Source organism: Companilactobacillus farciminis KCTC 3681 = DSM 20184, from assembly GCF_002706745.1.
Lineage (GTDB): Bacteria > Bacillota > Bacilli > Lactobacillales > Lactobacillaceae > Companilactobacillus > Companilactobacillus farciminis.
This window is the reverse complement of the sequence record NZ_CP017702.1, coordinates 1181657-1208442: the sequence shown is the minus strand read 5'-3', so window position 1 is coordinate 1208442 and position 26786 is coordinate 1181657. Positions and strand designations below refer to the sequence as shown.

The 26786-nt window shown below is 35.0% G+C and carries 23 protein-coding genes and 1 pseudogene; 6 read left to right on the top strand and 18 right to left on the bottom strand.

Features of this window, described 5'->3' with window-relative positions; translation table 11 throughout:
* Positions 1-15: 15 nt before the first annotated feature.
* The 12 genes and pseudogenes from pgmB to LF20184_RS05905 all read right to left on the bottom strand — a co-directional run bounded on the left by pgmB (position 16) and on the right by LF20184_RS05905 (position 15916).
* Positions 16-687, bottom strand: a complete 672-nt coding sequence (gene pgmB / locus LF20184_RS05960; protein WP_010019563.1) for a beta-phosphoglucomutase — start codon at positions 685-687, stop codon at positions 16-18.
* A 62-nt stretch (positions 688-749) separates the two neighbouring features.
* Positions 750-2993 (bottom strand): glycoside hydrolase family 65 protein, encoded by a 2244-nt coding sequence (locus LF20184_RS05955; RefSeq protein WP_010019562.1) that lies wholly within the window; start codon positions 2991-2993, stop codon positions 750-752.
* 156 nt (positions 2994-3149) lie between these two features.
* Positions 3150-4913: pseudogene (locus LF20184_RS05950) on the bottom strand (glycoside hydrolase family 13 protein).
* Between the two features lie 145 nt (positions 4914-5058).
* Entirely contained in the window at positions 5059-6162 is a 1104-nt protein-coding gene (locus LF20184_RS05945) for an ABC transporter ATP-binding protein (RefSeq protein WP_010019559.1), read from the bottom strand.
* Positions 6163-6196: 34 nt separating this feature from the next.
* Positions 6197-7060 carry a carbohydrate ABC transporter permease gene (locus LF20184_RS05940; RefSeq protein WP_010019558.1) on the bottom strand — a complete coding sequence of 288 codons (864 nt, stop codon included), beginning with the start codon at positions 7058-7060 and terminating at the stop codon, positions 6197-6199.
* Positions 7060-7950, bottom strand: a complete 891-nt coding sequence (locus LF20184_RS05935; protein WP_010019556.1) for a carbohydrate ABC transporter permease — start codon at positions 7948-7950, stop codon at positions 7060-7062. The genes LF20184_RS05940 and LF20184_RS05935 overlap by 1 nt, the downstream gene beginning before the upstream one ends.
* A 17-nt stretch (positions 7951-7967) precedes the next feature.
* The gene (locus tag LF20184_RS05930) at positions 7968-9221 is read right to left on the bottom strand and encodes an ABC transporter substrate-binding protein (RefSeq protein WP_010019554.1); all 1254 of its coding nucleotides are present in this window, start codon (positions 9219-9221) and stop codon (positions 7968-7970) included.
* A gap of 22 nt (positions 9222-9243) precedes the next feature.
* The gene (locus tag LF20184_RS05925) at positions 9244-10923 is read right to left on the bottom strand and encodes a glycoside hydrolase family 13 protein (RefSeq protein WP_035181971.1); all 1680 of its coding nucleotides are present in this window, start codon (positions 10921-10923) and stop codon (positions 9244-9246) included.
* A gap of 148 nt (positions 10924-11071) precedes the next feature.
* Positions 11072-11845 carry a Cof-type HAD-IIB family hydrolase gene (locus LF20184_RS05920; protein ID WP_010019552.1) on the bottom strand — a complete coding sequence of 258 codons (774 nt, stop codon included), beginning with the start codon at positions 11843-11845 and terminating at the stop codon, positions 11072-11074.
* Positions 11846-11907: 62 nt separating this feature from the next.
* On the bottom strand, positions 11908-13203 hold the full coding sequence (locus tag LF20184_RS05915) for an alpha-amylase family glycosyl hydrolase (RefSeq protein WP_010019551.1): 1296 nt from the start codon (positions 13201-13203) through the stop codon (positions 11908-11910).
* Positions 13204-13215: 12 nt separating this feature from the next.
* Positions 13216-14874, bottom strand: coding sequence for a glycoside hydrolase family 13 protein (locus LF20184_RS05910; RefSeq protein ID WP_010019550.1), 1659 nt, complete (start codon positions 14872-14874; stop codon positions 13216-13218).
* A gap of 94 nt (positions 14875-14968) precedes the next feature.
* Positions 14969-15916 carry a LacI family DNA-binding transcriptional regulator gene (locus tag LF20184_RS05905; protein ID WP_010019549.1) on the bottom strand — a complete coding sequence of 316 codons (948 nt, stop codon included), beginning with the start codon at positions 15914-15916 and terminating at the stop codon, positions 14969-14971.
* Positions 15917-16112: 196 nt separating this feature from the next.
* Here LF20184_RS05905 and LF20184_RS05900 point away from each other — a divergent pair, with 196 nt between their 5' ends.
* The 3 genes from LF20184_RS05900 to LF20184_RS05890 all read left to right on the top strand — a co-directional run bounded on the left by LF20184_RS05900 (position 16113) and on the right by LF20184_RS05890 (position 18537).
* Positions 16113-17411 (top strand): glycosyltransferase, encoded by a 1299-nt coding sequence (locus tag LF20184_RS05900; protein ID WP_029606503.1) that lies wholly within the window; start codon positions 16113-16115, stop codon positions 17409-17411.
* A gap of 261 nt (positions 17412-17672) precedes the next feature.
* Positions 17673-18032 carry a hypothetical protein gene (locus tag LF20184_RS05895; protein WP_148223966.1) on the top strand — a complete coding sequence of 120 codons (360 nt, stop codon included), beginning with the start codon at positions 17673-17675 and terminating at the stop codon, positions 18030-18032.
* A 133-nt stretch (positions 18033-18165) separates the two neighbouring features.
* Positions 18166-18537 (top strand): YxeA family protein, encoded by a 372-nt coding sequence (locus tag LF20184_RS05890; RefSeq protein WP_010019545.1) that lies wholly within the window; start codon positions 18166-18168, stop codon positions 18535-18537.
* A 44-nt stretch (positions 18538-18581) separates the two neighbouring features.
* On the opposite strand, the gene LF20184_RS05885 is transcribed toward LF20184_RS05890, so the two are convergent.
* The 3 genes from LF20184_RS05885 to LF20184_RS05875 form a co-directional block, all read right to left on the bottom strand.
* Positions 18582-19496, bottom strand: a complete 915-nt coding sequence (locus tag LF20184_RS05885) for an alpha/beta hydrolase (RefSeq protein ID WP_010019543.1) — start codon at positions 19494-19496, stop codon at positions 18582-18584.
* Positions 19497-19565: 69 nt separating this feature from the next.
* Complete coding sequence (pnuC, locus tag LF20184_RS05880) at positions 19566-20315, bottom strand: nicotinamide riboside transporter PnuC (protein ID WP_010019542.1); 750 nt, start codon at positions 20313-20315, stop codon at positions 19566-19568.
* A gap of 877 nt (positions 20316-21192) precedes the next feature.
* Positions 21193-21756: a peroxiredoxin gene (locus LF20184_RS05875; protein WP_010019540.1), complete on the bottom strand. Its 564-nt coding sequence runs from the start codon at positions 21754-21756 to the stop codon at positions 21193-21195.
* Positions 21757-21871: 115 nt separating this feature from the next.
* Here LF20184_RS05875 and LF20184_RS05870 point away from each other — a divergent pair, with 115 nt between their 5' ends.
* Positions 21872-22528 (top strand): HD domain-containing protein, encoded by a 657-nt coding sequence (locus LF20184_RS05870; protein ID WP_010019539.1) that lies wholly within the window; start codon positions 21872-21874, stop codon positions 22526-22528.
* 16 nt (positions 22529-22544) lie between these two features.
* Positions 22545-23069 (top strand): phosphatidylglycerophosphatase A family protein, encoded by a 525-nt coding sequence (locus tag LF20184_RS05865; RefSeq protein ID WP_056945158.1) that lies wholly within the window; start codon positions 22545-22547, stop codon positions 23067-23069.
* Positions 23070-23111: 42 nt separating this feature from the next.
* On the opposite strand, the gene LF20184_RS05860 is transcribed toward LF20184_RS05865, so the two are convergent.
* A complete protein-coding gene (locus tag LF20184_RS05860; protein WP_010019537.1) occupies positions 23112-23537 on the bottom strand; it encodes a universal stress protein in 426 nt (141 codons plus the stop codon).
* 129 nt (positions 23538-23666) lie between these two features.
* Here LF20184_RS05860 and LF20184_RS05855 point away from each other — a divergent pair, with 129 nt between their 5' ends.
* Positions 23667-23957: a hypothetical protein gene (locus LF20184_RS05855; protein WP_056945157.1), complete on the top strand. Its 291-nt coding sequence runs from the start codon at positions 23667-23669 to the stop codon at positions 23955-23957.
* Positions 23958-23980: 23 nt separating this feature from the next.
* Here LF20184_RS05855 and LF20184_RS05850 read toward each other — a convergent pair whose 3' ends face one another.
* Together LF20184_RS05850 and LF20184_RS05845 are read right to left on the bottom strand one after the other, a co-directional pair.
* Positions 23981-25909 (bottom strand): elongation factor G, encoded by a 1929-nt coding sequence (locus LF20184_RS05850; RefSeq protein WP_010019535.1) that lies wholly within the window; start codon positions 25907-25909, stop codon positions 23981-23983.
* A 33-nt stretch (positions 25910-25942) separates the two neighbouring features.
* The gene (locus LF20184_RS05845) at positions 25943-26722 is read right to left on the bottom strand and encodes a TraX family protein (protein ID WP_010019534.1); all 780 of its coding nucleotides are present in this window, start codon (positions 26720-26722) and stop codon (positions 25943-25945) included.
* Between the last annotated feature and the right edge of the window lie 64 nt (positions 26723-26786).

Here is a 26786-nt window from a genome sequence, read left to right as displayed (position 1 = left end):
ACTGCGATTAGATAATTAATCCATAGCCTTTTTAATATTTTCAAGCGTTACTTCAGAAGTATCGTTGAAGTTTAAATCTGCTTCGTTAAGAATCTTTGGATCACCGATTCCCAGAGAAGTTTCATGTGCACCGTTGATTGACTTAACGCCAGCGATTGCATCTTCTAGTCCGATACATTCTTCAGGCTTCAAATTCAAAACTTCAGCTCCACGAACATAAATTTCTGGATCAGGTTTTCCGTGTGTCAAAGTAGCTGGGTCAACTTTTCCATCGAAGTACTTGGCTAAATCTAATTTTTTCAAAACAATTGGTGAATTCTTAGAAGAAGAAGCTAGAGAAACTAAATAGTGATGAGCTGATAGATCTTCAATGAATTCTTTCATTCCTGGCAAAATGTCATCTTGGCTCAAAGAATCCAAAAGTCCTAAATAGTTCTCATTTTTCTTAGCAGCTAATTTTTCTTTTTCAGCCTCGGTATAATCATTTTCCTTGCCGCCAGCTTTTAAAATCAAGTTCAAGGAATCCATTCTAGCGACACCTTTTAGTTGGTTGGCTAAATCTTCGGTCCAAGTAACACCCAATTCATCAGCTAATTGATGCCAAGCTTGACCATGATAAAGTGAAGTATTAGCAATCACACCATCTAAATCAAAAATAAAACCTTTAATTTGTTCAAATTTAACCATACTATTCTCCTTTGATAAAAAAGTGCCTGAATAAGATTATCCAGACACTTTTATTTTTACAATTATTTAAGCATTTGTGGCTTGTCATACACTTGAATCTGTAATGGTTCTCCAGAAATCAACTTGAATTGTGGTCCGTCGCTTGAAACAGACACTTCAATTACACGATTTCTAAAGACTTGTCTAAATGAATAACTGTTCCATTTCTTAGGCAAGAATGGCTTGTAGCTAAGAGTTCCATCATCAGCTACACGCATACCAGCAAATCCTTGTACCATTGCTAGCCAACCACCGGTCATTGAAGTAATGTGCAATCCATCTGCGGTGTCATTATTATAATTGTCTAAGTCTAGTCTAGCGGTTCTCTCATATAATGCAACCGCTTTCTCTTCATAGTGAAGATCAGCTGCTAAAACTGAGTGAATTGCGGGTGAAAGACTTGATTCATGAACTGTCAAAGGTTCATAGAAATCAAAGTTACGTTGCTTTTCACGTTCCGAAAAATCATCTATGAAGTCCCAGATGCCTTGTAATACATCACCTTGTTTAATGTATGGTGAACGTAAAATTTTATCCCATGACCAATTTTGATTAATTGGTAGTTGTTCCTTTGGAATTGCACTGACAGGTTCTATATCTTTATCCAAGAAGCCGTCATGTTGAACAAATATACCTAAATTCTCATCAAACGGTAAGTACATTCTATTTTCAATATCTTGCCATTTATTTATCTCCTCTTGAGAAACATTCAATTTAGCAAATTGTTCCTTGGAAACCTCTTTTAAGATTTGAAGTGTATACTTCAAAGTCCATTTAGCAAGAAAGTTAGTATACCAATTATTATCTACGTTATTTTCATATTCATCAGGACCTGTAACACCATGGATCATATATTGATTATTACGCTTACTAAAGTGAACTCTATCAGCCCAGAAACGTGAAATTTCAGTTAATATCTTACTTCCTTCATTCATAACAAATGACTTATCACCGGTATAACGAGTGTAATTATAAATTGCAAAGGCTATATCACCATTACGATGTATTTCTTCAAATGTAATTTCCCATTCGTTATGACATTCAATTCCGTTAAAAGTTACCATTGGGAATAAAGCACCCTTTAATCCTTGCTGTTGTGCATTGACATAAGCTCCTGGTAGTTGATTGTAGCGGTACATCAATAAATTACGAGAAACTTCAGGTTTGGATATACCTAAATAGACTGGTATACAAAATGCCTCAGTATCCCAATATGTTGCTCCACCATATTTTTCACCAGTGAAACCTTTAGGACCAATATTAAGACGAGAATCTTCGCCGGAATATGTTGTGAATAATCCAAACAAATTGAAACGCATTCCCTGTTGAGCATCGATATCGCCTTCAATTTTAATGTCCGCTTGATTCCAGCGATTATCCCAAACCTTAGTATGTGCTGCAAGCAACTCATCATAAGAAGAAGATTTAATCTCATTACTAATTTTGCTCAAGGCTTCATTCAAATCAGATATTTCTTGATAGTCTCTTGAAGTAACGACAACAACACGCTTTTCAATTGTAGCTTCTTCATTAGTTTGTAATGTTTTTTTGAATACTTGACTAGTTTCTAAATCAGTAACTTCTGTATCAACTAAGTCTAGATCTGTAACGTAGCTAGCTTTCATTCCTGAGGTAAATCTTGGTGTGCCAAAGTCATTAGGTTTAGTCTCAGCAACCAAACTATCCTTATCAATATCTAGTACTTGCCAAAAATGTTCATCATAGTTGGCATCTTGATTTTTAACATTGGCATCAATAGAAGAAATCACTTGAATATCAACCGCATTATTCGAAAGATTTTCAAAACTTACTTTTTGGACTGACAATTCTTTTTGAGCAACACTCAAAAATCTCTCAAAATTAAATCTCACTTTGCTACCATCTTTATCAACCACAAAAGAACGCGTTAAAGTAGCATTTTTCATATTTAAGTCTAATGTAAAATCAGTGATTTTATCTGTATATAAATCGAGCTTTGATCCATTTATCAAAAAGTTCATTTTAATAAAGTTAACTGCATTGATTACCTTACCAAAATATTTTGGATAACCGTTTTTCCACCAACCGACACGGGTCTTATCAGGATACCAAATACCTGCAAGATAAATACCTGCAAGACTATCCCCGGTATAATCTTCTTCAAAGTTTCCTCTCATTCCCATGTAGCCATTTCCTAAACTAGTTAAACTTTCTTGGAGTCTCTTATTATCTTTATCTAGTTTATGAGTAACGACATTCCAAGGATCAACTTCAAAAATTCTTTGCATAAATTTGTCCCTCCTACAATTATATAAACCTAAATTATTAATCAATTTCTATTAGAATAGTTTGATATTCAATCATTTATTATATTTATTACATTCCTATTATTATGCAGGTCGATTGCTGTTGCAATCGTTTTCACCATGTTACCGATAACAGCTTTATTTCGAGAAAATGATGAATCCTTTTGGACTTATAGTTACCTTTTCTTCAGCAAATGAAACCAAATTATCCATTTTTACAGTACCCTCAAAATCTACTTTCTGAACAGAATTACTATTATTAAATACTCCTGTTATCTCCCTACCGTTGAGGCTTCGTTTGAATATTACGAGATTTTTATCTACCAATGTATCATTCCAATTAATAGAGCCCTTTGACAAAATATCGTTATTTTTTCTTCTTAACGAAACTAGATTCTTGAAGAAAGCATACAGACTCAAGTCTTGTTTTGACTTATCCCAAATCATACATTTACGACACTCGGGATCTTCTCCACCATCAATTCCATATTCATCTCCATAATAAATGCAAGGAACACCAGGCTGTAGATATGTGAAAGCCAAAACTTGTTTCTCTAAATCCTTATCATTATTGGCCACTGTTAAAATCCTAGCCGTATCATGAGAATCCAATACATTAAATTGAACTTGATTAGTTTGTTTACGATACATCATTAATTGATCATTAATATTGGAAATCAATTTTGATAGTGGCAACTCTTTTTTAATAAAATATTCCTTAATAGAGTCTGTATAGGCATAATTCATGACAGCACTAAATTCATCACCATTAAGCCAACTCTGAGATGAATGCCAAATCTCACCCAAGAGATAAAAGTCCTTTTTCGAAGCGTCACAAACACGTCTAAAATCTCGCCAAAATTCATGATCAACCTCATTTGCGACATCCAATCTCCAAGCATCGATATCAAATTCGTCAATCCAATATTTAGCTACACTTAATAAATATTTTTTAACATCTGGATCAGCTGTATTTAATTTAGGCATATGAGGAGTGGATGCAAAGACATCGTAAGTAATATCTTTAGCGTCTTCAAAATTATCGCCCTCTTTATATGAAACTGGGAATTTTTTTATATGGAACCAATTAGCATATTTAGAATTTTGACCATTCTTTTTAACATCCTGCCATTGTGGAGAATTATCTCCCATATGATTGAATACGGCATCTAACATTACTTTGATATTTCTTTTATGACACTCTGTTACTAATTTTTTAAAGGTTTCTTTTGTTCCAAAACTTGGATCTATTTCAAAATAATCAATTGTGTCATATTTATGATTTGAATGCGCCTTAAAAATCGGGCAAAAGTAAATTCCATTAATACCCAAATCAACCAAATGATCTAAATGATCAATTACTCCTTGTAAATCTCCACCAAAGAAATCTGTTACTCCCGGTGTCTTTGAACCCCATGGTAAAACATTCTTGGGATCATTAGTCTTATCTCCATTAGCAAAACGTTCAGGAAAAATTTGATACCAAACTGTTTCTTTTACCCATTCTGGTGCCTTAAAACGGTCTACTTCATGAAAATACGGCATTCTAAAATAATTATTGTCTTTTTCTAGAGTCTCAATCGTAAAATCAAAGAATCCTTGATCTCCATAAAAAATCTCTTGTTTATTAAAATCTACTAAGTGAAAGCCATAGGCACAGCGATTGAAAGGTTCTTATATCTCAATTTCCCAGTAGTCATAAATTTCGGTCGATAAAGTTAAAGCCATTTTGCTTTCATTATTTTGCCAATCTTTTTTATTCATTTTATAAGGATCACCGTGAATTAGACCAACGGATTTAATATCTTTTCGAGCCGTTCTAATCCTAATATGAAACAGGTCCTTTGTATAAAGAAAAGCATATTCACTTTCAGGACGATGATAAATAGCAGCTATATTCATAATTTTCTTCCTTATCTTAATTAGTAAAAAAAGCCCTGCAAAAATAAATCTAATACAACTAATAATGATTTATTTTCTGCAGAGCTTATGCATATACCATATAAAAAAGGTAATCAGGTAAAACCACCTGATTACCTTTTAATGACTAAATAATTGTTTCTTCAGTATCCTTATCAAAGTAGTGACCTTTTGTCATTTCAAAAGCCATTTGAACCTTGTCACCTGGCTTGTGATGATCACGTGAATCAACTTTAGCAATGAAGTCTGTTCCACCCACTTGTGAATAGAGCATTGATTCAGCACCAAGTAATTCTGAAACTTTAATATCCGCATCAATAACAGCACCAGGGAAGGCTTGAATAGCCACCTCTTCAGCATGAATATCTTCAGGACGAATACCAAATGTCAATTGTTTACCTTCATAGCCCTTTTCCTTTAAGATCTTGTATTGACCTTCAGGAACAACAATATTCAAGCCACCTTCGTTAACAATCTTGCCATCCTTCAATGTAACATCGAAGAAATTAGTTGCAGGTGATCCGATAAATCCAGCGACGAACTTATTAGCAGGCTTGCTATACAATTCAGAAGGTGTACCAACTTGTTGGATTTTACCATCATTCATGATAACAATTCTATCAGCCATAGTCATAGCCTCAACCTGATCATGAGTAACATAAATCATATTAGTCTTCAATCTTTGATGTAATTGAGCGATTTCTGTACGCATTTGCACTCTCAATTTAGCATCCAAGTTTGATAGTGGTTCATCAAGTAAGAACAACTTAGCATCACGAACAATTGCACGTCCTAAAGCAACACGTTGTCTTTGACCACCAGACAAAGCAGCTGGCTTACGTTCCAAATAATCTGTTAGGCCTAAAATATCTGCGGCATTAGCAACACGCTTTTTAATTTCATCCTCAGGCATTTTACGAATCTTAAGACCAAATCCCATATTGTCAGCAACTGACATATTTGGGTACAAGGCGTAGTTTTGGAAAACCATGGCAATATCACGATTCTTAGGAGCAACATCATTCATGACCTTGCCGTCCATAACTAATTCACCTTTAGTAATATCTTCCAAACCAGCAATCATACGCAATGTAGTAGATTTACCACATCCAGATGGTCCAACGAAAACGATAAATTCTTCATCACCAATATCAAGATTAAAATCAGTTACAGAATAGTTTTCGTTGCCATCATATTCCTTATAAATATGTTTTAAATTAATTTCAACCATTTAACTCAACTCCTAATTACTAATTAATAATATATTATTTAACTGAACCACTTGTAACACCGGCAATAATGTATTTCTGGAAGAATACGTACATTATTAATACTGGTAGTAGAACCAATACATAGGAGGCGAAAGCTAAATTATATTGTGTTGAAAATTGACCTTGGAATACGTATTGAGCCAATTGCAACGTTTGTTGACGTGGATCACTTAAAAGAACAAGTGGCATTAAGAAATCATTCCATGTCCACATGAATGAAAGAATAGCAACTGTTGCATGCATAGGCTTCATCAATGGGAAGATAACTTTGAAGAAGACTTGTAATGGAGTTGCTCCATCCATTTCAGCTGCTTCTTCTAGAGCAACTGGAATTTCCTTAACGAAACCTGAATATAAGAAGATGTTTTGTGGAAGACCAAAGACAATATATAGGAAAGTAATTCCGAAAATATTATCCATATGGAGTGCACTAATTTCCTTAACAAGAGGAAGCATAATAACGTTGAAAGGAATGAACATTGCACTAATGAAATAGTAATACATAACGTTGAAGAACTTATTCTTCATTCTGAATCTTGTAATAACGTATGCAGCCATTGAATTAGTGAAAATTGTAAAGATAATATTTACAATTGTAATAAACAAGGTGTTAAAAAACATTCTAGGAAAGTTAGTCATTTGCCAAGCATTTGAAAAGTTTTCCCAGTGGATCTTTGATGGTAAACTTAGAACATTTGTCATCTGTGTTGGATCCTTCAAAGCAACCACAATTGTGATATATAAAGGTCCCAAGATAGCAAAAATAGCAATGACCATTAAAACACTTGTTAGTGTCCAATTAATATGTTTATTCTTAAAATGCTTCTTAGGAGTCGATAGTTTTGTATCTGCTTGCATTATCCTAATCGCTCCTCTCGTTTATTTAATATTCTCAATTGAATCAATGAAATTGTTAATACGATAATGAACAATACAACCGCATTAGCTGATTGGATAGCAAATTGTGAACCTTGGAAACCTTGTTTATAAATTTCAACTGAAATAGATGTTGTACTGTTACCAGGACCACCATCTGTCATAGCCATAATTTGATCGAATACCATTAAGTATCCTTTAACAGATAGAACTAAGTTAATTGTGAAGAAAGGTGCAATCAATGGGAATGTTAAGTGTATGAACTTTTGCCATGGATTTACACCATCCAGATCAGCAGCTTCATAAATCTCTTCATCAACTGATTGTAAACCAGCTAGATAAATCAAAGTATTGAAGGCTAATCCTTGCCAGATTGTCATAATTAAAATACCAATCCAAGCATGTGTGGTACCTAAAATGTTACTTGATAAGAATCCGATGTGTAAAGCACGTCCAAGATCAGGAACTAAGTTTCCAAAAATGAACTTAAATACGAATCCAACAATCAATGAACCCAACATGTATGGTAAGAAATAAATAGCTTTCATAAAGTTTTGGAATTTAATCTTACCATTAAGTCCAACAGCAATTGCCAAGGCAATCGCATTAACTAAGATTGTTGCAAATAAAGCAAATTTCAATGTGAACCAATATGCATGGCCAATATTTGCATTACCAAACATATATAGATAATTCTTTAAACCAACGAACTTCCAATCGCCATAGCCACTCCAGTCAGTGAAACTATAGAACACACCTCTTAGGAATGGAATTGTATGGAAAATAAAGAATAAGATTCCGATTGGAACTACCATCATGTAATAAGAAAAGGGAATCTTCTTCTCTTTTTTCTTACTCTTATTTAATGCCATATATAATCACTAACCTTCTATTTAACATTGGCTGAATTATAAGCAGAATCAGCTTTCTTCAATGTCTTTTGAATATTTGTTGAATCGCTCATACCTTTAGTTTCGTTAACACCTGCTTGTGAAAGAACAGCTGTCATATCGAACCCATCTGGATAGTAGTGATCAGGATAGTTTACAACCTTACCATCTGATAAGTATGATTGAATACCTTGTACTGTTGATGACTTTTGTTCTACACCTTTAATAGCTGAGAATGAGAATTCTCTCTTGTTGTACATTTCAGCGTTCTTCTTTTGCATTAGGAACTTAACAAATTTCATTGCAGCATCTTTGTTCTTTGACTTGTTTGAAACAGCTAAGGCAACATCAATACCTGAAGTTACTTTTATCTTTGAAGCATCATTTGTTACAGGAAAAGCAAACATATCAAGGTTAGCATCTTTATTTGATTGCTTCATTTGTGGAATTGAGAAGTTACCATTAATCATCATAGCAGCTTTACCATTAGCAACAGCTTTTGTACCGTCGTTATATGGTGTACCCATGTAATCTTTTTGAGCATACTTAGAAATTTCTAAATATTTTTCCATAACAGGCTTGTAATCTGCAACGAAAGTTGTCTTATCTTTTAATCTCTTATCATTCCATGATTGTGGAATCATATTTGATGAAATTTGGTTAAATACACCCATTGTTGTCCAACTGTCTTGGAATGGTAGTTCAAATGGTGTAATACCCTTTGACTTCAAAATTTCAGCATCTTGCATCAATTCATCCCATGTTGTTGGTGTTGATGTAATACCAGCTTTTTCAAAAAGATCTTTGTTATAAATAATACCTGAAGCATTTGTAGCATAAGGAACAGCGTCCAACTTGCCACCCTTAGAAATAGATGTAATCATCTTTTGATATTGTGGCATTGTTGTCTTTGTGAATGATTGTTTGCTCATATCAACCAAAACACCAGCTTTTTGAACTTGTTTATAGTTGACATCTCCACCCATAGCCATAACATCTGGAACTGAGTTCTTAGCCAAATATGACTTCAAAACTGTTCCGGCGTTACTTGGTGATGAAAGTTGAACTTTGATCTTTGGATTTTTCTTTTCAAATTCACTAATCATCTTCTTATATGTAGCGGCATTTTCTGTCTTTGTTGAGAAGAATTGGATAGTTGTTTTTCCTGATGAGCTATTGCCACATCCGGCTAAACCAACTGAAAGCAAAGTTAATGCTGCTGCTGACAATAAAAACTTAATACTCTTTTTCATTTCTATTTCCCCTTAAATAAAATTAATCAAGAACATATAATTTAGCTTCGTAAGGTCTCAATTTATTAGCCAAGTCATCATCATAATTACTTAGCAATAATTTATCATCCTTAGATATTTTCAAAACTGGACGATCTATTTCTTTATCTGTGTAATTGGCAACAACCATTAATGTTTGATTGTCATCCTTTCTTACATAAGCATAAAGACTATCATCATCCTCGGTCCCCTCTACTTGTTCATAAGTGCCATCTGTAATAACGGGTAAACTGTGACGTAAACTAATAAGTTCTTTATAAAAGTTATATACAGAATTAGGATCACTAACTTCTTCTTTAGCATTAATTGACTTGTAGTTAGGATTTACTTTGATCCAAGGTTCTTTATCACTGAAGCCTGCATAATCATCATCTGACCATTGCATTGGTGTTCTAGCATTATCACGAGATTTGGCTTTTAAATAGCTCATCATTGTTGGACCATCTACAAGCTTCTTCTCATCAACGAATTCATGATATGCATTTATTGATTCAAGGTCTCTATAATCATCTAGTGAATCAAAATAGATATTTGTCATACCTAATTCTTCACCTTCATATATATAAGGTGTTCCCTGCAATAAATGCAAAACCATTGCTAACATTTTGGCTGACAATTCACGATATTCTTTTGAATCATTACCAAATCTAGAAACAACACGAGGTTGATCATGATTATTCCAATATAATGAATTCCAAGCTTTTCCATACAAACCTTTTTGCCATTTAGATAAGTTGTTCTTCAGATCAACTAAACTAGCTTTTTGATCACTCCACTTACCTAATGCAGGATTAGGGTTAGAATCTAAGCCCATATGCTCAAATTCGAAAACCATATTCAATTCACTGTCATCCAAGTTAGCATACTTCAAAGCTTCTTTGACGTTAACACCAGGTGTTTCACCCACTGTCATCAAATCATGCTTCTTCATAACATTTTTATTCATTTCCCTTAGATAATCATGAATATGGGGACCATTTGAAACATATTTTCCGGAATCAGTTGATTCCTGCAATTCTTTGTTGTCGAAATCTTCTGGCTTAGAAATTAGACTAATGACGTCCATTCTAAATCCGTCAACGCCTTTGTCTGACCACCAATTCATCATATTATAAACATTGTTACGCATTTCTTCATTTTCCCAATTTAAATCAGGTTGTTGAGGAGCAAACAAATGTAAATAATATTGCTTAGTAGTATCATCATAAGTCCAAGCTGGTCCTGAGAAAGATGCTTCCCAATTTGTTGGTGCATGTCCATCAACAGGATCTTTCCAAATATAATAATCACGATACTTATTATCTTTAGATTTTTTACTTTCAACAAACCATTTATGTTGATCGGATGTATGATTTACTACCAAGTCCATTACAATCTTAAGGTTCATTTCATGGGCCTTGTGTAAAAGTCTTTCAAAGTCTTGCATAGTACCCAATGATGGATTAATAGATTGATAATCACTAATATCATATCCATTATCGACTTGTGGTGACTTGTAAACTGGATTTAACCAAATTACATCAACCCCTAAATCTTTAATGTAATCAAGTCTAGAAGTAATACCATTTAAATCTCCTAAACCATCTCCATCTGAATCTTGAAAGCTCTTAGGGTAAACTTGGTAAACCACCGCGTGTTGCCACCATTTACTATTAGAATTCAAACGCTTACACTTCCTTCTAAAAAAATATTAATTAACTAAACTTACTTTGCTTGTAATACCCTTGGTTCACTATTTATATTAAACTGCCTCAAAATAATTGCAATCGTTTTCACAATGTTACCGATAACAGAATAACAACTGCGTTCTATTACTTATTAATATCTTCATTCAAAACGAATTTACTAATGGCTACTCCCACGCCGCTATTATTGTTATCCAGTGTAATATCATCCGCAACCTGCTTAACAATATCAACAGCGTTGGACATCGCTATCCCCTTACCTGCTACTTCAATCATAGGTATATCATTATCCATATCACCTATTGTTAATACCTGCTGCATATCAACATTTAGTTTTTTGGCCAGCTTTTCTATCGCTATACCTTTATTAACTCCTTTAGGAAGTATCTCTAAAAACTCATCGGCAGGTCTAACTACATAATAATTTTCATCAAATACTTGATGAATCATCTTAGATATATTGTCTAATCCACTTTTATCATCTTCCAACAATACTTTAGCAATCCCCAAACCCCGGTTATTATTTTGAAAATTCAACCAATTATTAAAACTAAACTCTTGTCCATTAATTTCAACTAGTTGATAGCTTATATTATTTTGACTTAACCAACTAGAAATCTTTTCACAATCATTATTTGATAGTGTAGTTTGAATAATCTTTTGACCATTCGCGTTTTCTATGACGGCTCCACCATTAGTTATCAGATATTGATTGCTGCCTTTAATTCCTAAAATATCAGCATAATCAATCATTTCCTTGTGAAATCTACCCGAGCAAAGAACTATTTTACAACCTTGATTTAAAGCTTTTCTTATTGATTCTTTATTTAAATCAGTTATCTCCTTAGAATCATTCAATAAAGTATTATCCATATCTATTCCAACTAATCTATATTTCATACTAATCTCCCATTTTTTAAAATAAAAAAGAGTAGGCACAGCGCGTCCTACTCTAATGATCATTATTCATTCGTTTTAACTTGTATAATGATTGGATCATAATCAATCTGTAAAATTCCATTGTCTACATGAATCAATTCATTGTCTATCATGTTAGTGTAATTATCACTTGGTAATGCGACTGGGGCTTCGCCTGACATCCCCTTTAATGAGAATAAACCAATTCGAATAATTTCACCCATCTTATAGGTAACTTCTACAATATCATTTTCCAAAGCTGTTATTTTATATGAACCAGATACTTGAATATCACTTTGACTCATTTGATGCATCTTAGATATTAAAGAGCTCAATTCCATCTTATGAGCACTCCAATCTAATTTATCCATATCAAACAGACTTGGTGTATGTTTAAATCCGTATTCTTGACCAGCATAAACTAAAGTTGAACCTTTTTGAAATGCGGAGAAAGCTGTCCAATTGTACAAATCATTTTCATTAATAAACATAGAATGAGCTCTTGGTTGATCGTGATTTTCTAAGCCTCTCATTTTAATGTAATTAGATGGATAAATAACACCTTGAGTATTTAAAGCATCGACATACTTTCTTAAAGTCACGTTTCCTTTAACGTACCCACGCCAAATTTGATCAATATCATAATCATAAGTCATATCAAAAGCGGAATATAATTCACTATCAGATGAAACATGGTACCCTTTTTGCCCTAATTCCTTAATGTAATCCTTGCTAGTAGATTCAGCTAACCAAACGGTCTTAGGGTTAACCTTGGCAACTTCTTTTCGAGCTTCTTTCCAAAATTCGATTGGTACTTGTGGTGCAACATCGCATCTGAAACCATCAACGATTTTAGCGTAGCGCTTGAGAGTTTCAATTTGATAGTTCCACAAAGCCTTGTGAGAATAATCCAGTTCCGCTACATCAGTCCAGTCTTCATTCTTATTGAATAAGTTGCCTTCATGGTCATGCAAGAACCATTCTGGGTGCACTTGTAATAAAACTGAATCACGAGAAGTATGATTGTAGACAATGTCCAACATAACTTTCATACCACGGTCATGGATAGACTTAACTAAATTCAAGAAATCTTGCCATGTTCCAAGCTCAGGATCGATAGCACGGTAATCCTTGATTGAATAAGGTGAACCTAACTTACCTTTACGCTCTTTTTTGCCAATTGGAAAAATAGGCATTAACCAAATACAGTCAGTTCCCAAACTCTTAATTCGATCTAAGTCGGGCTCAATTGCTTTTAAAGTACCCTTTTTAGTATGGTTTCTTACAAAAATGCAATAAATCTGCAGCTTTCTTAATTTAACATCTGTTTGACTTGCCATTATTACACCCCTCTAATTAGATTCCAAAGCACAACATCCCCATGGACCTAGTTTCACGACCCCATCTTCAACCTCACTGGATTCGTTAGTTAATACTTTTCTCCAAACAGTCTTTGGCAAAGTAAACTCAGTTTTTTGATCAGAGAAATTAGCTATTACTATACCTTGTTTATCAGCCGTCTTTCTTTGATAAGCATAAATATTCGAGTCCGTGATCAATAAACGATAATCGCCACTAGTGAAACAGTCATGCTTCTTAATTTTTAAAAGTTCTCTATAAAAATTCATAATACTGTCGGGATCAGCAATTTCTTGGTCAACGTTATTTGAATCAACCAGAGCCCAATTCCAAGGCTTCTCCTTTGAAAACCCTCGATATTGCGTTGAATCCCATTGCATTGGACCTCGAGCCGTCATTTCATCTTGATTATTCAACAATCTAAGAATTTGTTTGTCAGTAAAGCCCTTTTGACGCAAATTACTGATCAAATCAACCGCTCTTTGGTCAGAAAAGTCAGCAACTTTTTGATACTTCAAGCCGTGCATCCCGATTTCTTCACCATAATAAATTACTGGTATACCACGTTGCAAGAACAACATCATTGCTAAAAGTTTAGTGATTTTATCGTCATGTACAGGTAAATTCAAGCGATCCAAAACACGACTAATATCATGATTACCCCAAGTCAACGTAGGTAAACTGACATGATCTAGAATGCTTTCCCAAGTAACATAAGTCTGTTTTAACATTTCAAGCGATAATTTCCGATCTTGGAAAAACTTAGGAATATCAGGATTGCTATCGTCATAAACTTCTCCATAATTATCCGAATTAACAACCACATCGCAAACGTGCTCATCAGGACGCGTATACTCAGCCGCATCACGAGCTTTAGCGGACGAAGCTTCTCCAAACAAGAAGACATCTGGTTTAAAGGCTTTGATTTCTTTAACGAAACCTGACATATAGTCTTTTACTGCAGGCAACTTAGCATAAAATTTATCATCAATTGGGAATTTAGTACTGCTATCCAAAGAATCTTGTTCGAAATTAGCCTTGGCAATATGAATGAAGGCATCCAAACGAAAACCGTCAACGCCTTTTTCAAGCCAAAACTTGGCAATATCAGCGACTGACTTTTGAACTTCAGGATTCTTCCAATTCAAATCGGGCATCTTTTTATCAAAGAGATGGAAGTAATACTCATCAGGATTCCTCGGATTCTTTTCCCAAACGCTGCCACCAAAGAACGAACCCCAATTATTAGGTTCATGTCCATCAATCTCCGAATGCCAAATGTAATAATCCCTAAAAATACTGTGGGGATCGTTTACAGCATCTTGAAACCATGGATGTTGGTCCGACGTATGATTGATCGGTAAATCCAAAATAATGTGCAAGCCCAATTCATGTGCTTTAGTCATCATCTCAGAAAAATCATTCGTATCCCCTAATATTGGATCAATGGCAAAATAATTAGAGACATCATATCCATTGTCGACTTGTGGCGAAACAAAGATTGGATTCAACCAAATCGTATTGAACCCCATGTCTTTAATGTAGCCTAAATGTTTGATAATCCCTTGTAAATCACCAATACCATCATCATTAGTATCTTGAAAACTCTTAGGATAAATTTGGTAAATAATTGCTTGATCATACCAACTCATGATAGTTGCCTCCCTTTGCGTAAACCCTTACACCCCAGTATAAAAAAGTAAGCCTCGCCTAAGCAAGACTATCTGAGATGTTATCGGTAACAGGTTAATCCCTAAGAGTACCGCCGAAACTAATCTTGGGTTCGAAGACTAATGCGCCCTGTTTTTCTTTTGTTTCAATCTTATCGAGTAAGTTTTCGCCACAGGCACTGCCCATTTCGATGATTGATTGTTTAATCGTTGTAATCTTTGGTGAAGCTACTTGATTCAAAAAGACACCGTCAAAACCAGTTACTCCAAATTCATCAGGAACTTTGCCCCCACAACGCACGATACCACGCAAAATGCCAATTGCTAAACGATCAGAAGCACAAATGAAAACAGTATTTTTTTCAATTCTCTCCCAATTGCGTTCAATGAACTCCTCAGCTAAATGACTGTGATTGTCGAATCGATGCAATTCTGGCAACATTCGTTTTTCTTGAACTTGCTGCAAGTAACCAGCTTCTCTGGAATATTCAAATGACTCTTTACTGTCGATTCCGATATAAACTAGCTTATCATAACCCTTTTCAAGTGCCAATTGAGCCAACTTATAAGTCCCAGCTTTGTTATTTGTATCCACATAATCATAACCATAACGGTTCTCGCCAAAAATAATAACTGGTTTCTTGAGATTATTGATCCAGTCAACATCTTGCTGACGCATCCCAGTGATAATATAGCCGTCACAATTACCAATGTCAAAGTTCCTACGGGTAACTAATTGCAGTGAATATTGGTGCAAATCCAAAGTCTTAGCTATACCAATCATTAAATTCATGTAGTACGGTTCAGTTGTATCGATATCTTCCAAAATACACAACTTAATAATTCTCGTGCTTTTATCCACCAATGCTTTAGCAATCATATTTGGATGATAATCCAACTCTCGCATGGCTTCATAAACTAACGCCTTCAATTCATCGGTAACTTTGTCTGGATGATTGATAACTCGAGACACAGTCATCTTCGAAACGTTGGCTTTCTTTGCAACATCAACTAAAGTAGTCATGCTCTTCCCCTCCATATACCACAATTTTATTATACCAATTTAAAGCCTTTACAGCCTTTTTTTTATAAATTTATCAACATTTTTAAATTATATTTTAATTAATATATCGTTTTGACTTACAAAAATGATATTAGACCAGTTGTTTGAACATCTTTAACATCTGTGCAAAAATTTAGTTGGATAAACTACTAAAGAGATGATGCAGATGATTATTTACTTGATTGCAATTACTGTCTTTATTATCCAATGTTCGATCATGTATTTTATTTATTTCAAAGATCACAAGCTTTTTAAATCAGAAATGGCCGCCGCTTATCACGCTAATAACAATCTAGACCAATTCTTTTATTTTTTGCTTGTTCCTTGTTTAAATGAAGAAAAAGTTATTCAAAATACTTTACAAAATTTGTTAAACTTAGCTGGTCAAAAAGAAATAGTTGTTATTGACGATGATTCAGACGACCAAACAGTTCAAAAAGCAAAATCAATGTCTGGTCCTATTAGTATAGTAGAAAGAAAACTACCTAACGCAAGAACTGGCAAAGGTGATTCTTTGAATGACGCTATGTCATTAGTCTACAAAATTATCAAACAAAGACACCTCAATCCTAAAAAATGTATCGTTGGCGTCATCGATGCTGACGGAATCTTGAGTGCCAACTGTATTTATAAATTAAACAACGCCTTTGAGGACGACCGCGTAGACGCTGTTCAATTGAGAGTCAAGACGAAAAATCCCACTACCGTCTTACAGACATTTCAAGATATCGAATTTTACACTATCAATCATCTGATTCAACTAATTCGTGGCAAGATGCACGCAGTCGCTCTATGTGGCAACGGTCAATTCTTTAGATACAAAACCGTCACTCAAAGAATGGGCATCACACCTTGGGGCAACGCTTTATTGGAAGACTTTGAACTCACCTTGAAATTTGAATTGAACGGTTTGAGAATCAAATATTTAGATGATGCTTACGTTGACCAGGAAGCTCTGTTAAATTTCAAAGCTTTAGTCAGACAAAGATCTCGTTGGGCACAAGGTGGCTTGGACTGCTGGAAATATTTGCTACGAGTCACCAAATCGCCAATTATGTCTAAAGCTCAAAAGTTCGACACTTATTTCTTTTTGACTCAACCCTTATTAAACGTATTGGCCGACTTCAGCATTATTTACTTAACAGTCAAATATGTCATTTATGCCCTTGGCAATCCTGATTTCTTCCTCATTTCTCTCTTCTTCTTAGTGATTATCGGTTCAATTTTTGGAATGATCTTTACTTTGATCTATCTTCACGAATTGAGAATAACTCAAAAAGCCGATATTGCGATTGAAAAAAGCGATATGTTGAACCTGGATATGAAAGTTGGCAAATTCTTATTGACTGTCGGACTCTTGTCTTACATCTACGTGGTTTTATTCTTGAGTTTGATGAAGTCGATTTATTCTAAGGTTCGTGGCAACACTACTTGGATCAAAACTAAACGCAACTAAAAAAATAAGCCATCCCGATTAAAGGATGACTTATTTTCTAGTTACGGAGTCAACATAACTTGCATGTACTTTTTTATTTTTAACAAATATCTAAGATATCTGTTGACTATCATTATTCACTTTATTCCTTTTGTTGTAAATATCTGATCGACTTTATAACTAAACTGTTAGTTTCATGTGACAGAATTGTAAGATGGTCTTAATTATGAAATACTAGAAGCATACTAATATGGAAGTGATCAAATGCTTTTCCCGACTCAAATGATTTTTAATATTACCATTATCATCATCACTGTTGCTTTAATAGTTGGTGTAATCCTTGGTTCGATAGCCCTTTTTAGGATAGCGCACGCTTTAAAACTTCGAAATCAGATGTTGCACCAAGTTAGTCGTGCTTACTTAAACTGTACGAAAAATAATAATCAATTGGAAATTCGCAATATCGGTCAAATTCCTCTGACAATCGATAAAATAACTTCTGCAGAAAAGTTCTCATTATCGCAAACAATTATTCCACCCAACCAAGGATATTTTTTTCAGATCAATGCCAATAAGAAATTGTCAATAACGGTCGATTATCACGATCAGCTCAATCACTACACCGAAAAATTCGAACTGTAGTCTAACATTTTTCTACTATTAATATGCTGTTATTACAAGATTCATATTTTGTTTCTTACAAACCTTACAAAACCGTTAGTATCCAAGCTTTTTAAAGCATGATATTATCCTTATAAGCTTTGGAGGGATGAAAATGAATAAAAAAATCTGGTCTTTTTTAGTAGTAGGAATAATTTTATTAATACCCATTCTAGGATATGAATTATGGTATGCACCTAATTATGCTGGTGACGATTATTACACTTTTATCGGCGACTCATATCAAGAAGTAATTGAAAAGGATGATTCTGGCAATGATTTCCACGCTTATTATTATAACCAAAAATCATTTGATAAAGATGGCAATGAAAAACTCTTAAAGTTCAACAGTGCTATCGGTCGTCCAATCAAACCAGATAACTTTATCAAAATCACTTATAATGAAAAACGAGGTCGAGTTTTGTCATGGGAAAAAGTTCAAAAGAATGAAGTACCAACTAAATCACTCGACGCTATAAACAAATAAAAAGGTAAGTAAAATCGGTTAAAAACCATTTTACTTACCTTTTTTTATTTAAAGTACTCTTTAGCAAAGTCGATCGTATTAGTAACGTATTTTTGACCGGCAACCTTTTTAGCTTCGGCGTGTCCTGCTCCTTTAACTATCCAGAGTTTCTTTGGACCTTTAGCATAGCGATAATTCTTATAAGCATTCTCGGTCGGAACGAATTTGTCCTTTGAGCCGTGAATGATGTACAGAGGAACTTTACTCTTTTTCAGAGTGTCCTTGGTACTAGCTTGATAAAAATTATAGCCAGCTAGAGCATCGCCATACAAACTAGCCGTTGGTACGAGTGGAAAACTTGGTAAGCCAAACATATCTTTAATTTGATAGTTCAACTCCCCTGAGATAGTGGAATATCCACAATCAGCAATCGCAAATTTCACATTTTGAGGATGTTTTCCCAAAGTGTACATTACTGTTGCTGCTCCCATACTGACTCCAAACAAACCAATCTCTGATTTCTGACCAAATTTTTGATTAATCTGCTTGATCCAGTTCACGATGTCGTCACGGTCTTTCCAACCATAACCGACATATTTTCCTTGACTCATCCCGAAGGAACGATTGTCTGGTGCTAAAACGTTGTAACCCGCATCATGAAACATTTTGGCATAGTCACCCATGTAACTGCTGCCCGTACCATAACCGTGGATCACAACGACAGTTTTAGCAGTTTTCTTTTCTGCTGGTAAAAATCTAGCCTTCAACTTCAATTTATCTTTTGAAGTCTGTTGCCAAATCTCAGCCTTAGAATTCACAAACCATTTATCATCTTTTGACAGTGGTCCTTGTGGTTTACTGCTATAACCATTTTTACTGAAGGCGTAATGGAATAAATAACCACTACCACCGATATCAGCTACTAATGCAACCCCAATTGCAATAGAAAGAATAACTTTAACATATTTTTTTACTCGCATAAATCTACCCACTTATAATTTGTTGCTCAATAATCATAAGCTATTTTACAAATTAATTGCAAATATTATTTATGCTTGTTCGCGAGCTAACTTTTCGTCACGAGCGCGGTTCTCATTAGCATTGCTGTGGAACCAGTGGATGTGTGAATCGAAGAAGGCAATCATATCATTCATGAAGTACATAATGTATGTCAAGAATAGAACTGGACTGGCGTCACCTTGAGTTGCAGTAACACCCCAAAGAATGATTGACATAACTCCTTGAACTGTCCAGAAATAATATTGTTCACGGAAACGCAAAGTACACAACAAGGCACCTGTAAATCCGATAGCAGCTGAAACTGAGTCAATGATAGGACGAGGACTGATGAACAAGTTAGTATCCATCAAGTACAATAGACCCCAAACAACAAAGAAGAAAACAGCTGTTAACAACCATTTCTTAGCTGTTAGTCCGTGGATATGCTTTTCAGCGTCTTTAGCCCATTGTGGACTGATCAAAACTGGAATATCCAACAAGACAATGTAACTCAATTGTAGAACAACGTCAGAAAAGTTCTTAGCGTTGATAGCAACAAAAATATAAATAAGTGCTGAAACTAGTCCTAAGACACCGTTTAAAGGCTTAGCATTAGTAATTGCAACGGTACAAGTAAAACCAAGCGTACCAGCCAACCAAGTCCAAATAGCGATACCTGTGATTTGGTGTGAAAGTGTTGATGCAGTGATGGCCCCTAGACCAAACATTAATAGCATGTAACTTCTGAAACTCCAATGTTTCATTTGTTCAACATACCATCTTGGGTTGAAAATGCTCATGGTTCAATCTCCTCTTAGACTGAAATCGATTATTTGATAACCAAAATCAATCAAATTAATTTATCCCTCAAACTGTATTTATATTCAAATACAAATTTAACGACAGCTAAAATCATACCACCAATCGAAACTAAAATGCGAGCCGAAATGTTCGGTGTAATGAAGCCATATCGATGTAAAGCGTTTACCTTTGTTGGTGCGATAGTAATTTATCATTTGATACAAGATATTGATTTCCATCCTTTTGTAACACTATATCTTGTTATAACGGTCTAGAGCTTTAGTGGTTTTATCGTTATAACAAAAAAACTACATGCCATTTAGAGGTTCCTTCTTAACTTCGGTTAGTTGTAATATTGCCGTCCTCCATAGCAAAGAAAATTTGGCTGGAACGTAGTGGGCACGATTTTGAGCTTTTGCATAAACCAAGTGCGCAAAATCTCAAAACTCGACCTTATTCTAAGCAACAAGTTGCTAAGAATAATTCACTACTGAGCCAATTTTCTTTGCTATTCCGGACTAGATAATGGTTCTACATTTTTTATCATCAAACAAATAAGCATCAATTCAGGTAAATAGTTAATTATCGCAAATCGACTATATCTGAATTGATGCTATTTTGATTTACTTGAAATAAATAATAAAAGACGTTTTCCAGTCGGGAGTGGCGGCTTTGTGGATGCTCAGTACTGAAATTTCACTTAGTAATTTATTGCTTAGTGAAAGGTCAATCTTGGAGATGATTCCCAGTTCTGGAATTAGCTTCAAGTTGCGCCCAGTACGTTCCAGCATCCACAAAGCAGAACGGACGACGACATCTAGCGCCAACCTAACTTGAGAAAGAACCATTTAGACACGTAGATTCAATAAATTGTTTTTAAATTTTACCAACTAAGTCGCCACTAGGTTTGATTGTTTCTTCCCCAGGATGCCAATTAGCTGGGCAAACATTATCGCCGTGTGCTTCAACGAATTGAGCTGCTTGCAAAGTTCTCAAAATTTCACGAGCATTACGACCAATCCCCATAGCATTGATTGTGTACGACTTGATGAGACCTTTAGGATCAATGATGAAGACGCCACGATAAGCTTGACCACTTTGTTCATCTAAAATATTAAAGAAGTCAGTCAATTGATGCTTTTGGTCTGACAACATTGGATATTGGATTTTTCCAATCGTATCGGTCGTTTCAGCCCAAGACATGTGCGAAAATTGACTGTCGACTGAACATGAATAAATCTCCGCATTAGCAGCTTTGAAATCTTCATAAGAATCTTGTAAATCACTCAATTCAGTTGGACAAACAAATGAAAAATCGGCTGGATAAAAGAAAAGGATTGACCATTTACCGAGTAGATCCGACTTGTTAAAAGTCTTCAACTCCCCTTTTTGATAAGCATTAACAGTAAAATCAGGAATTTCTTTATTAATATAGTTCATATTTTGCCTCCTAGACTTTGTTTAAACATATATATAATAACAAATAATTTTTTTATTTTAAACAAAAGCCCTTTTGTGTGACAATAGAACTATTCTGATAACGAGGGATGAGGACATGACCAACCAAGATCAACTTATAAAAGTAAAAGAATTCTCTTACAATAAGATGAAAAATGACTCCACTGGACACAATTTCGACCACATTCAAAGGGTCATCAAAACAGTCCAGAAATTATTAAAGACGGAAGCTGCTGATCCAGTTATTACTTTATCAGCCGCCTACCTACATGATGTGGCCGATGACAAACTCGTCAAAGATCCTGCAAAACTTGAGACTGAGATTCGCCAATTCTTAAAAGATACTGATTTCACACCTGAACAGATCGACGAAATACTATATATTACCCACAACCTATCCTTCAGTAAATCTTTGAGCAAGAATCCACCCAAACTATCTCTTGCAGGACAGATTGTTCAAGATGCTGATCGACTAGATGCAATCGGTGCAATTGGAATCACTCGAGCAATTTATTATGGTGGCGCAAATTCGGAAACGATTTATGACCCAGAAATTTTACCGCGTGAAAAGATGGATAAAAAAGAATACCGTAATTTATCTGATGAAACGATCATCAATCACTTTTACGAGAAATTATTGAAATTAACTGGTATGATGAATACCCCAACAGCCAAAAAAATTGCCGAGAGACGCCATCAATACATGCTTGATTTTCTCGACGAATTCAAAGCTGAATGGAATAGTGAAAAATAGAGAGGGAGTATATAATTTGGTTTCATACGAAGAATTAGATAAGCAATATTATGATCACATTATTCGGAACCTTAAGGACCGTGGCGTTGACTTAAAAGATATCGCTGAGATCGTGATGTTCTTGGAAAAAGATTATGTCAAAGGACTTGATGAAGAAGTTTCTATTCACGCCATCAATAAAGTCCTCCACAAACGTGAAGCTCAAAATGCCATCATGACTGGTATTGAACTCGATATCCTAGCTGAAAAAGGTCTTTTGTCCGCTCCTATGCAACGAATCATGGAAACTGATGAATCAACTTATGGTATCGATGAAAACATGGCGATAACTTTAGCTAGCCTTTACGGATCAGTGTCAGTTACCAATTACGGCTATGTCGATAAATTAAAACATGGCGTTCTCGGAAAATTAAATGACAAGTCCACAGGTAAAATCAACGTCTTCTTAGATGACCTCGTTGGAGCTATTGCTGCTGGTGCTTGTGGTTGGTTAGCTCACAATGAACATGAAGTTCAAGAATTATTAAATCAAGAAAAATAAAACAATCCTATTAGAGTAACGCTACTCTGATAGGATTATTTTTTAAGCTACAATTAAAATATTAATATCGCTGTGTTCTGAAACATAACGAGTAACTGAACCGACAAACACTCTGGTAAATGAATTCGTTCCTGTCTTACCCATGACGATCAAATCGATGCCGTTTTCTTTAGGAAATCTCGTTAACTGTTCTCTCGGTTCCCCATCTAAAAGTTGGACGTAAGGTGAAATCCCAGCATGTTTGGCAATATCAGTTGCTTTATCCAAATCTTTTTGAGCACTAGTTTTTAAATCATTAACTAACCCAGGTGCATAAGAAACGCCGACATTCATCGGTAAATTGGCGGTGTTCACAACTGAAACTAAATACAGTGCCGCCTTAAATTGTTTAGCCATATCAATTGCTGCATCCAAGGCATTGTAAGAACTTTGACTACCATCAATAGCTACTAAAATTTTTTTATACACGATAACAACCTCCTTTTTGATTCTTTACATAAATTTTACCAAGTTCCGGACAAAGATGGTAATTTTATATATCAACTTTGATATACTTATTAATGAATAGTAAATAATTTTTATAGGGGATTAGTTATTATGCAAACCAAACAGAGACTGGAGCTTATCGAACAAGAATGTCAAATTAGAACTGATTTAAAAGAAATCCAATTTACTCATTACTTTACCAATCAATTCATGGAACAAAATACGCAATTTTTCTGCATTGAAGAGTTCTTTGAATCGATTGGCGTGACTAGTCAAAGGGCCTTAGAACGCCTACCGCTTGATGCTTGGGAAAGACATGTACAAAAATCAACTATCTTTTCTTCATGGCAGGAGATGTTAAATTCTGCTGGTGAGGAATATGCTAATAATAATTTCTATTAAAAAAATGATTCCGCAATTGGGAATCATTTTTTTATTGGGTATAAATAAGGCATATGAGCCATTTGTGGAACCTCATCCCAAGGAACTGGATATCCAGCGCCGTGAGCACAAAAAACTGAATCTGGCGTATTTTCCAAATCTGACACTGGATCGTAATCCTTATTCTCGATTATTTCTTCTGCATTGTGACAAGCTTGATAACCGAGCACAACGCATTCTAAATTCCCTAAACCATGCGTGTATGAATTAACGGTTTGTGAATAGCCTTGCATCGTTGCTACTGGTGCCGTTCCTGAAATTATCGTTAAGTCTGATCCGTCAACCATCTCTGGCGTTTCAAAAGTTCCGTTCATTTGTTGAATATCATTCATAGCCCGGCCAACTTGATCTTGTGGTACTTCTAAACGGAATTGATACCATGGTTCTAATAACTGACTGCCGGTATTTCTTAATTCCATTAAACCTTGTCTGACTGCTCGCCAAGTAGCTTCCTTGAAATCCCCACCTACCGAATGAACGTTGCTAGCTTTTCCACCAATCAAGGTAATCTTCATATCAGTGATAGGAGCTCCAATCAATACACCTAAATGTTCTTTTGACTGCAAATTGCTCAAAACCTGATGTTGCCAGTTGCTTGCTAAAATATCCAGACTACAATTCGAGGTGAATTTTAAACCACTGCCAACTGATCCAGGTTCTAACAATAGATGAACTTCGGAATAATGACGTAAAGGTTCGAAATGCCCTACAGCTTCAATTGAGCGTGTAATAGTTTCTTTATATAGGATACTGCCCTCGCCAAAACTTACATCTAAGTTGAATCGATCTAACAATAATTGTTGAATAATTTCTAACTGTACTTGTCCCATAACTTGAATGCGAATTTCTTGTAAGTGACTCGACCATTGAACATGCAATTGTGGATCTTCATCTTCTAATTGGCGCAATGCTTCTAAGCATTGATGAATATCGTTATCCTTAGGATCTAGAGCAAAATTCAAGACTGGTTGAATCGTGGGTTTTTCACTATTTATTTGTTTTCCTAAGCCTAAACCTGGATAGGTATCAGACAATCCCGTAACCGCGCAAACTTCACCTGCAACTAAGTTTTGAGTCAAATCAAATTTTGAGCCATCATAAACTCTCAATTGATTAGCTTTTTGATCATTATACAAAACAGCCTTGTTTTCCAAACTACCACCAGTAACTTTGACCCATGTCAAACGCTCGTTGCCAGCGTGCGAAATTTTGAAAACCTTAGCACCGAATTCTTCTGGGTAGTTATTTTCGGTTGAGAAACGTTGAACTCCTTGTAAGAATTCTTCAATCCCTTCCATCTTTAACGCTGAACCAAAGAAACATGGGAAGACTTTACGTTGTTGAATCAATTTTTGAACAGTCGTATCTTCTAGTTCTCCATTATCTAAAAATTGCTCCAAAACATCATCGTCAGTCATTGCCACTTCTTCGTTAAAGTTGTCAGATTCAAAATCAATACAGCCATTAGCCAAATTATTTTGTAGATCTGTCAAAACTTTTTGTCGATCTGCTCCGATTGCATCCATTTTATTCACAAAAATAAAAGTCGGTACTTGATAATGCCCTAATAAACGCCACAAAGTTCTCGTATACCCTTGCACGCCATCGGTTGCTGAAACTACCAAAATTGCATAATCCAAAACGCTCAAGACTTGTTCCGTCTGGGAGGCAAAATCAACGTGTCCTGGAGTATCCAAGAGCGTCAATTTCAAATCTTGATACTGTAAATTTGCTTGATGAGAAAAGATGGTGATTCCGCGCTTTTTTTCCAAAGCATCTGGATCTAAAAAGGCACTTCCCTTATCAACTCTTCCTAATTTTCTGAGTGCACCCGTTTGATACAGCAAAGCTTCTGACAGAGTTGTTTTGCCAGCATCAACGTGCGCTACGATTCCTGTTACTATTTGCTTCATCTTAATTCCTCCAGAGCTACTGCAAATAGTTTATCATAGCGCGTTCATAATTAAGTGAATTAACCATAGATGTGCGGGATAAAAAACGTAAAAAAGATACTTCAGTTGTCGACTGTGTGGCCCGATTTTACCGTTGTAAAAATGCAATAATGGAATTATTAACACAAAGAAAATATCACTAGCATTCATCGCAATACTATCAAACAGCATCAAGGAATTGTTAATCGGTATAGATAAAGCCATTGGCAACTCAATTAATGCTAAAAATACCATTAAACCTATGTAAAATAAATTTCTCTTTTTAACATTTTGATGTGTCAATTGCGTGATAAACATGAATGGAACTATAACCGTACTACCTTCAAGAAATGGCACGATACTAAAAATCAACAGAACCACTGATAATACCCGTAACCTTTTTTGAGAATTTAGATTCTTCACTTGATTGTCCCAAAGCCAGATGACTACTAGTCCTAAAGCTAAGGTAGCAAAAATATTATCGCCAAGGATGGACATTTGATTTGGTTGTCGTAAAACAAATATATTTAATAAGTAATTTCCTAAACCCATAAAAATACTCCAACCAATCAAACGTGTTAGATAATTTTTACGGCTATGTGTGTAGTGCATTCCCTCTACTACTAAGTACGCGAAACCAACCGCAACGATCCTAGTAATAATGTGAAAAAAATCAGCTAAATATGGGGAAATGAAATATTCAATATGATCTAAAACCATCAACCCCATCAAGATGATTTTAAAAGTCTCACGATTCATCGCCTTATTTGAAATGTTTGGTGTGAATTGTTGCATAAATAATCTCCTCTTTTATCGATAATTCACATTATCCAAACTTCCTTAGGGCTTGTAAATATAC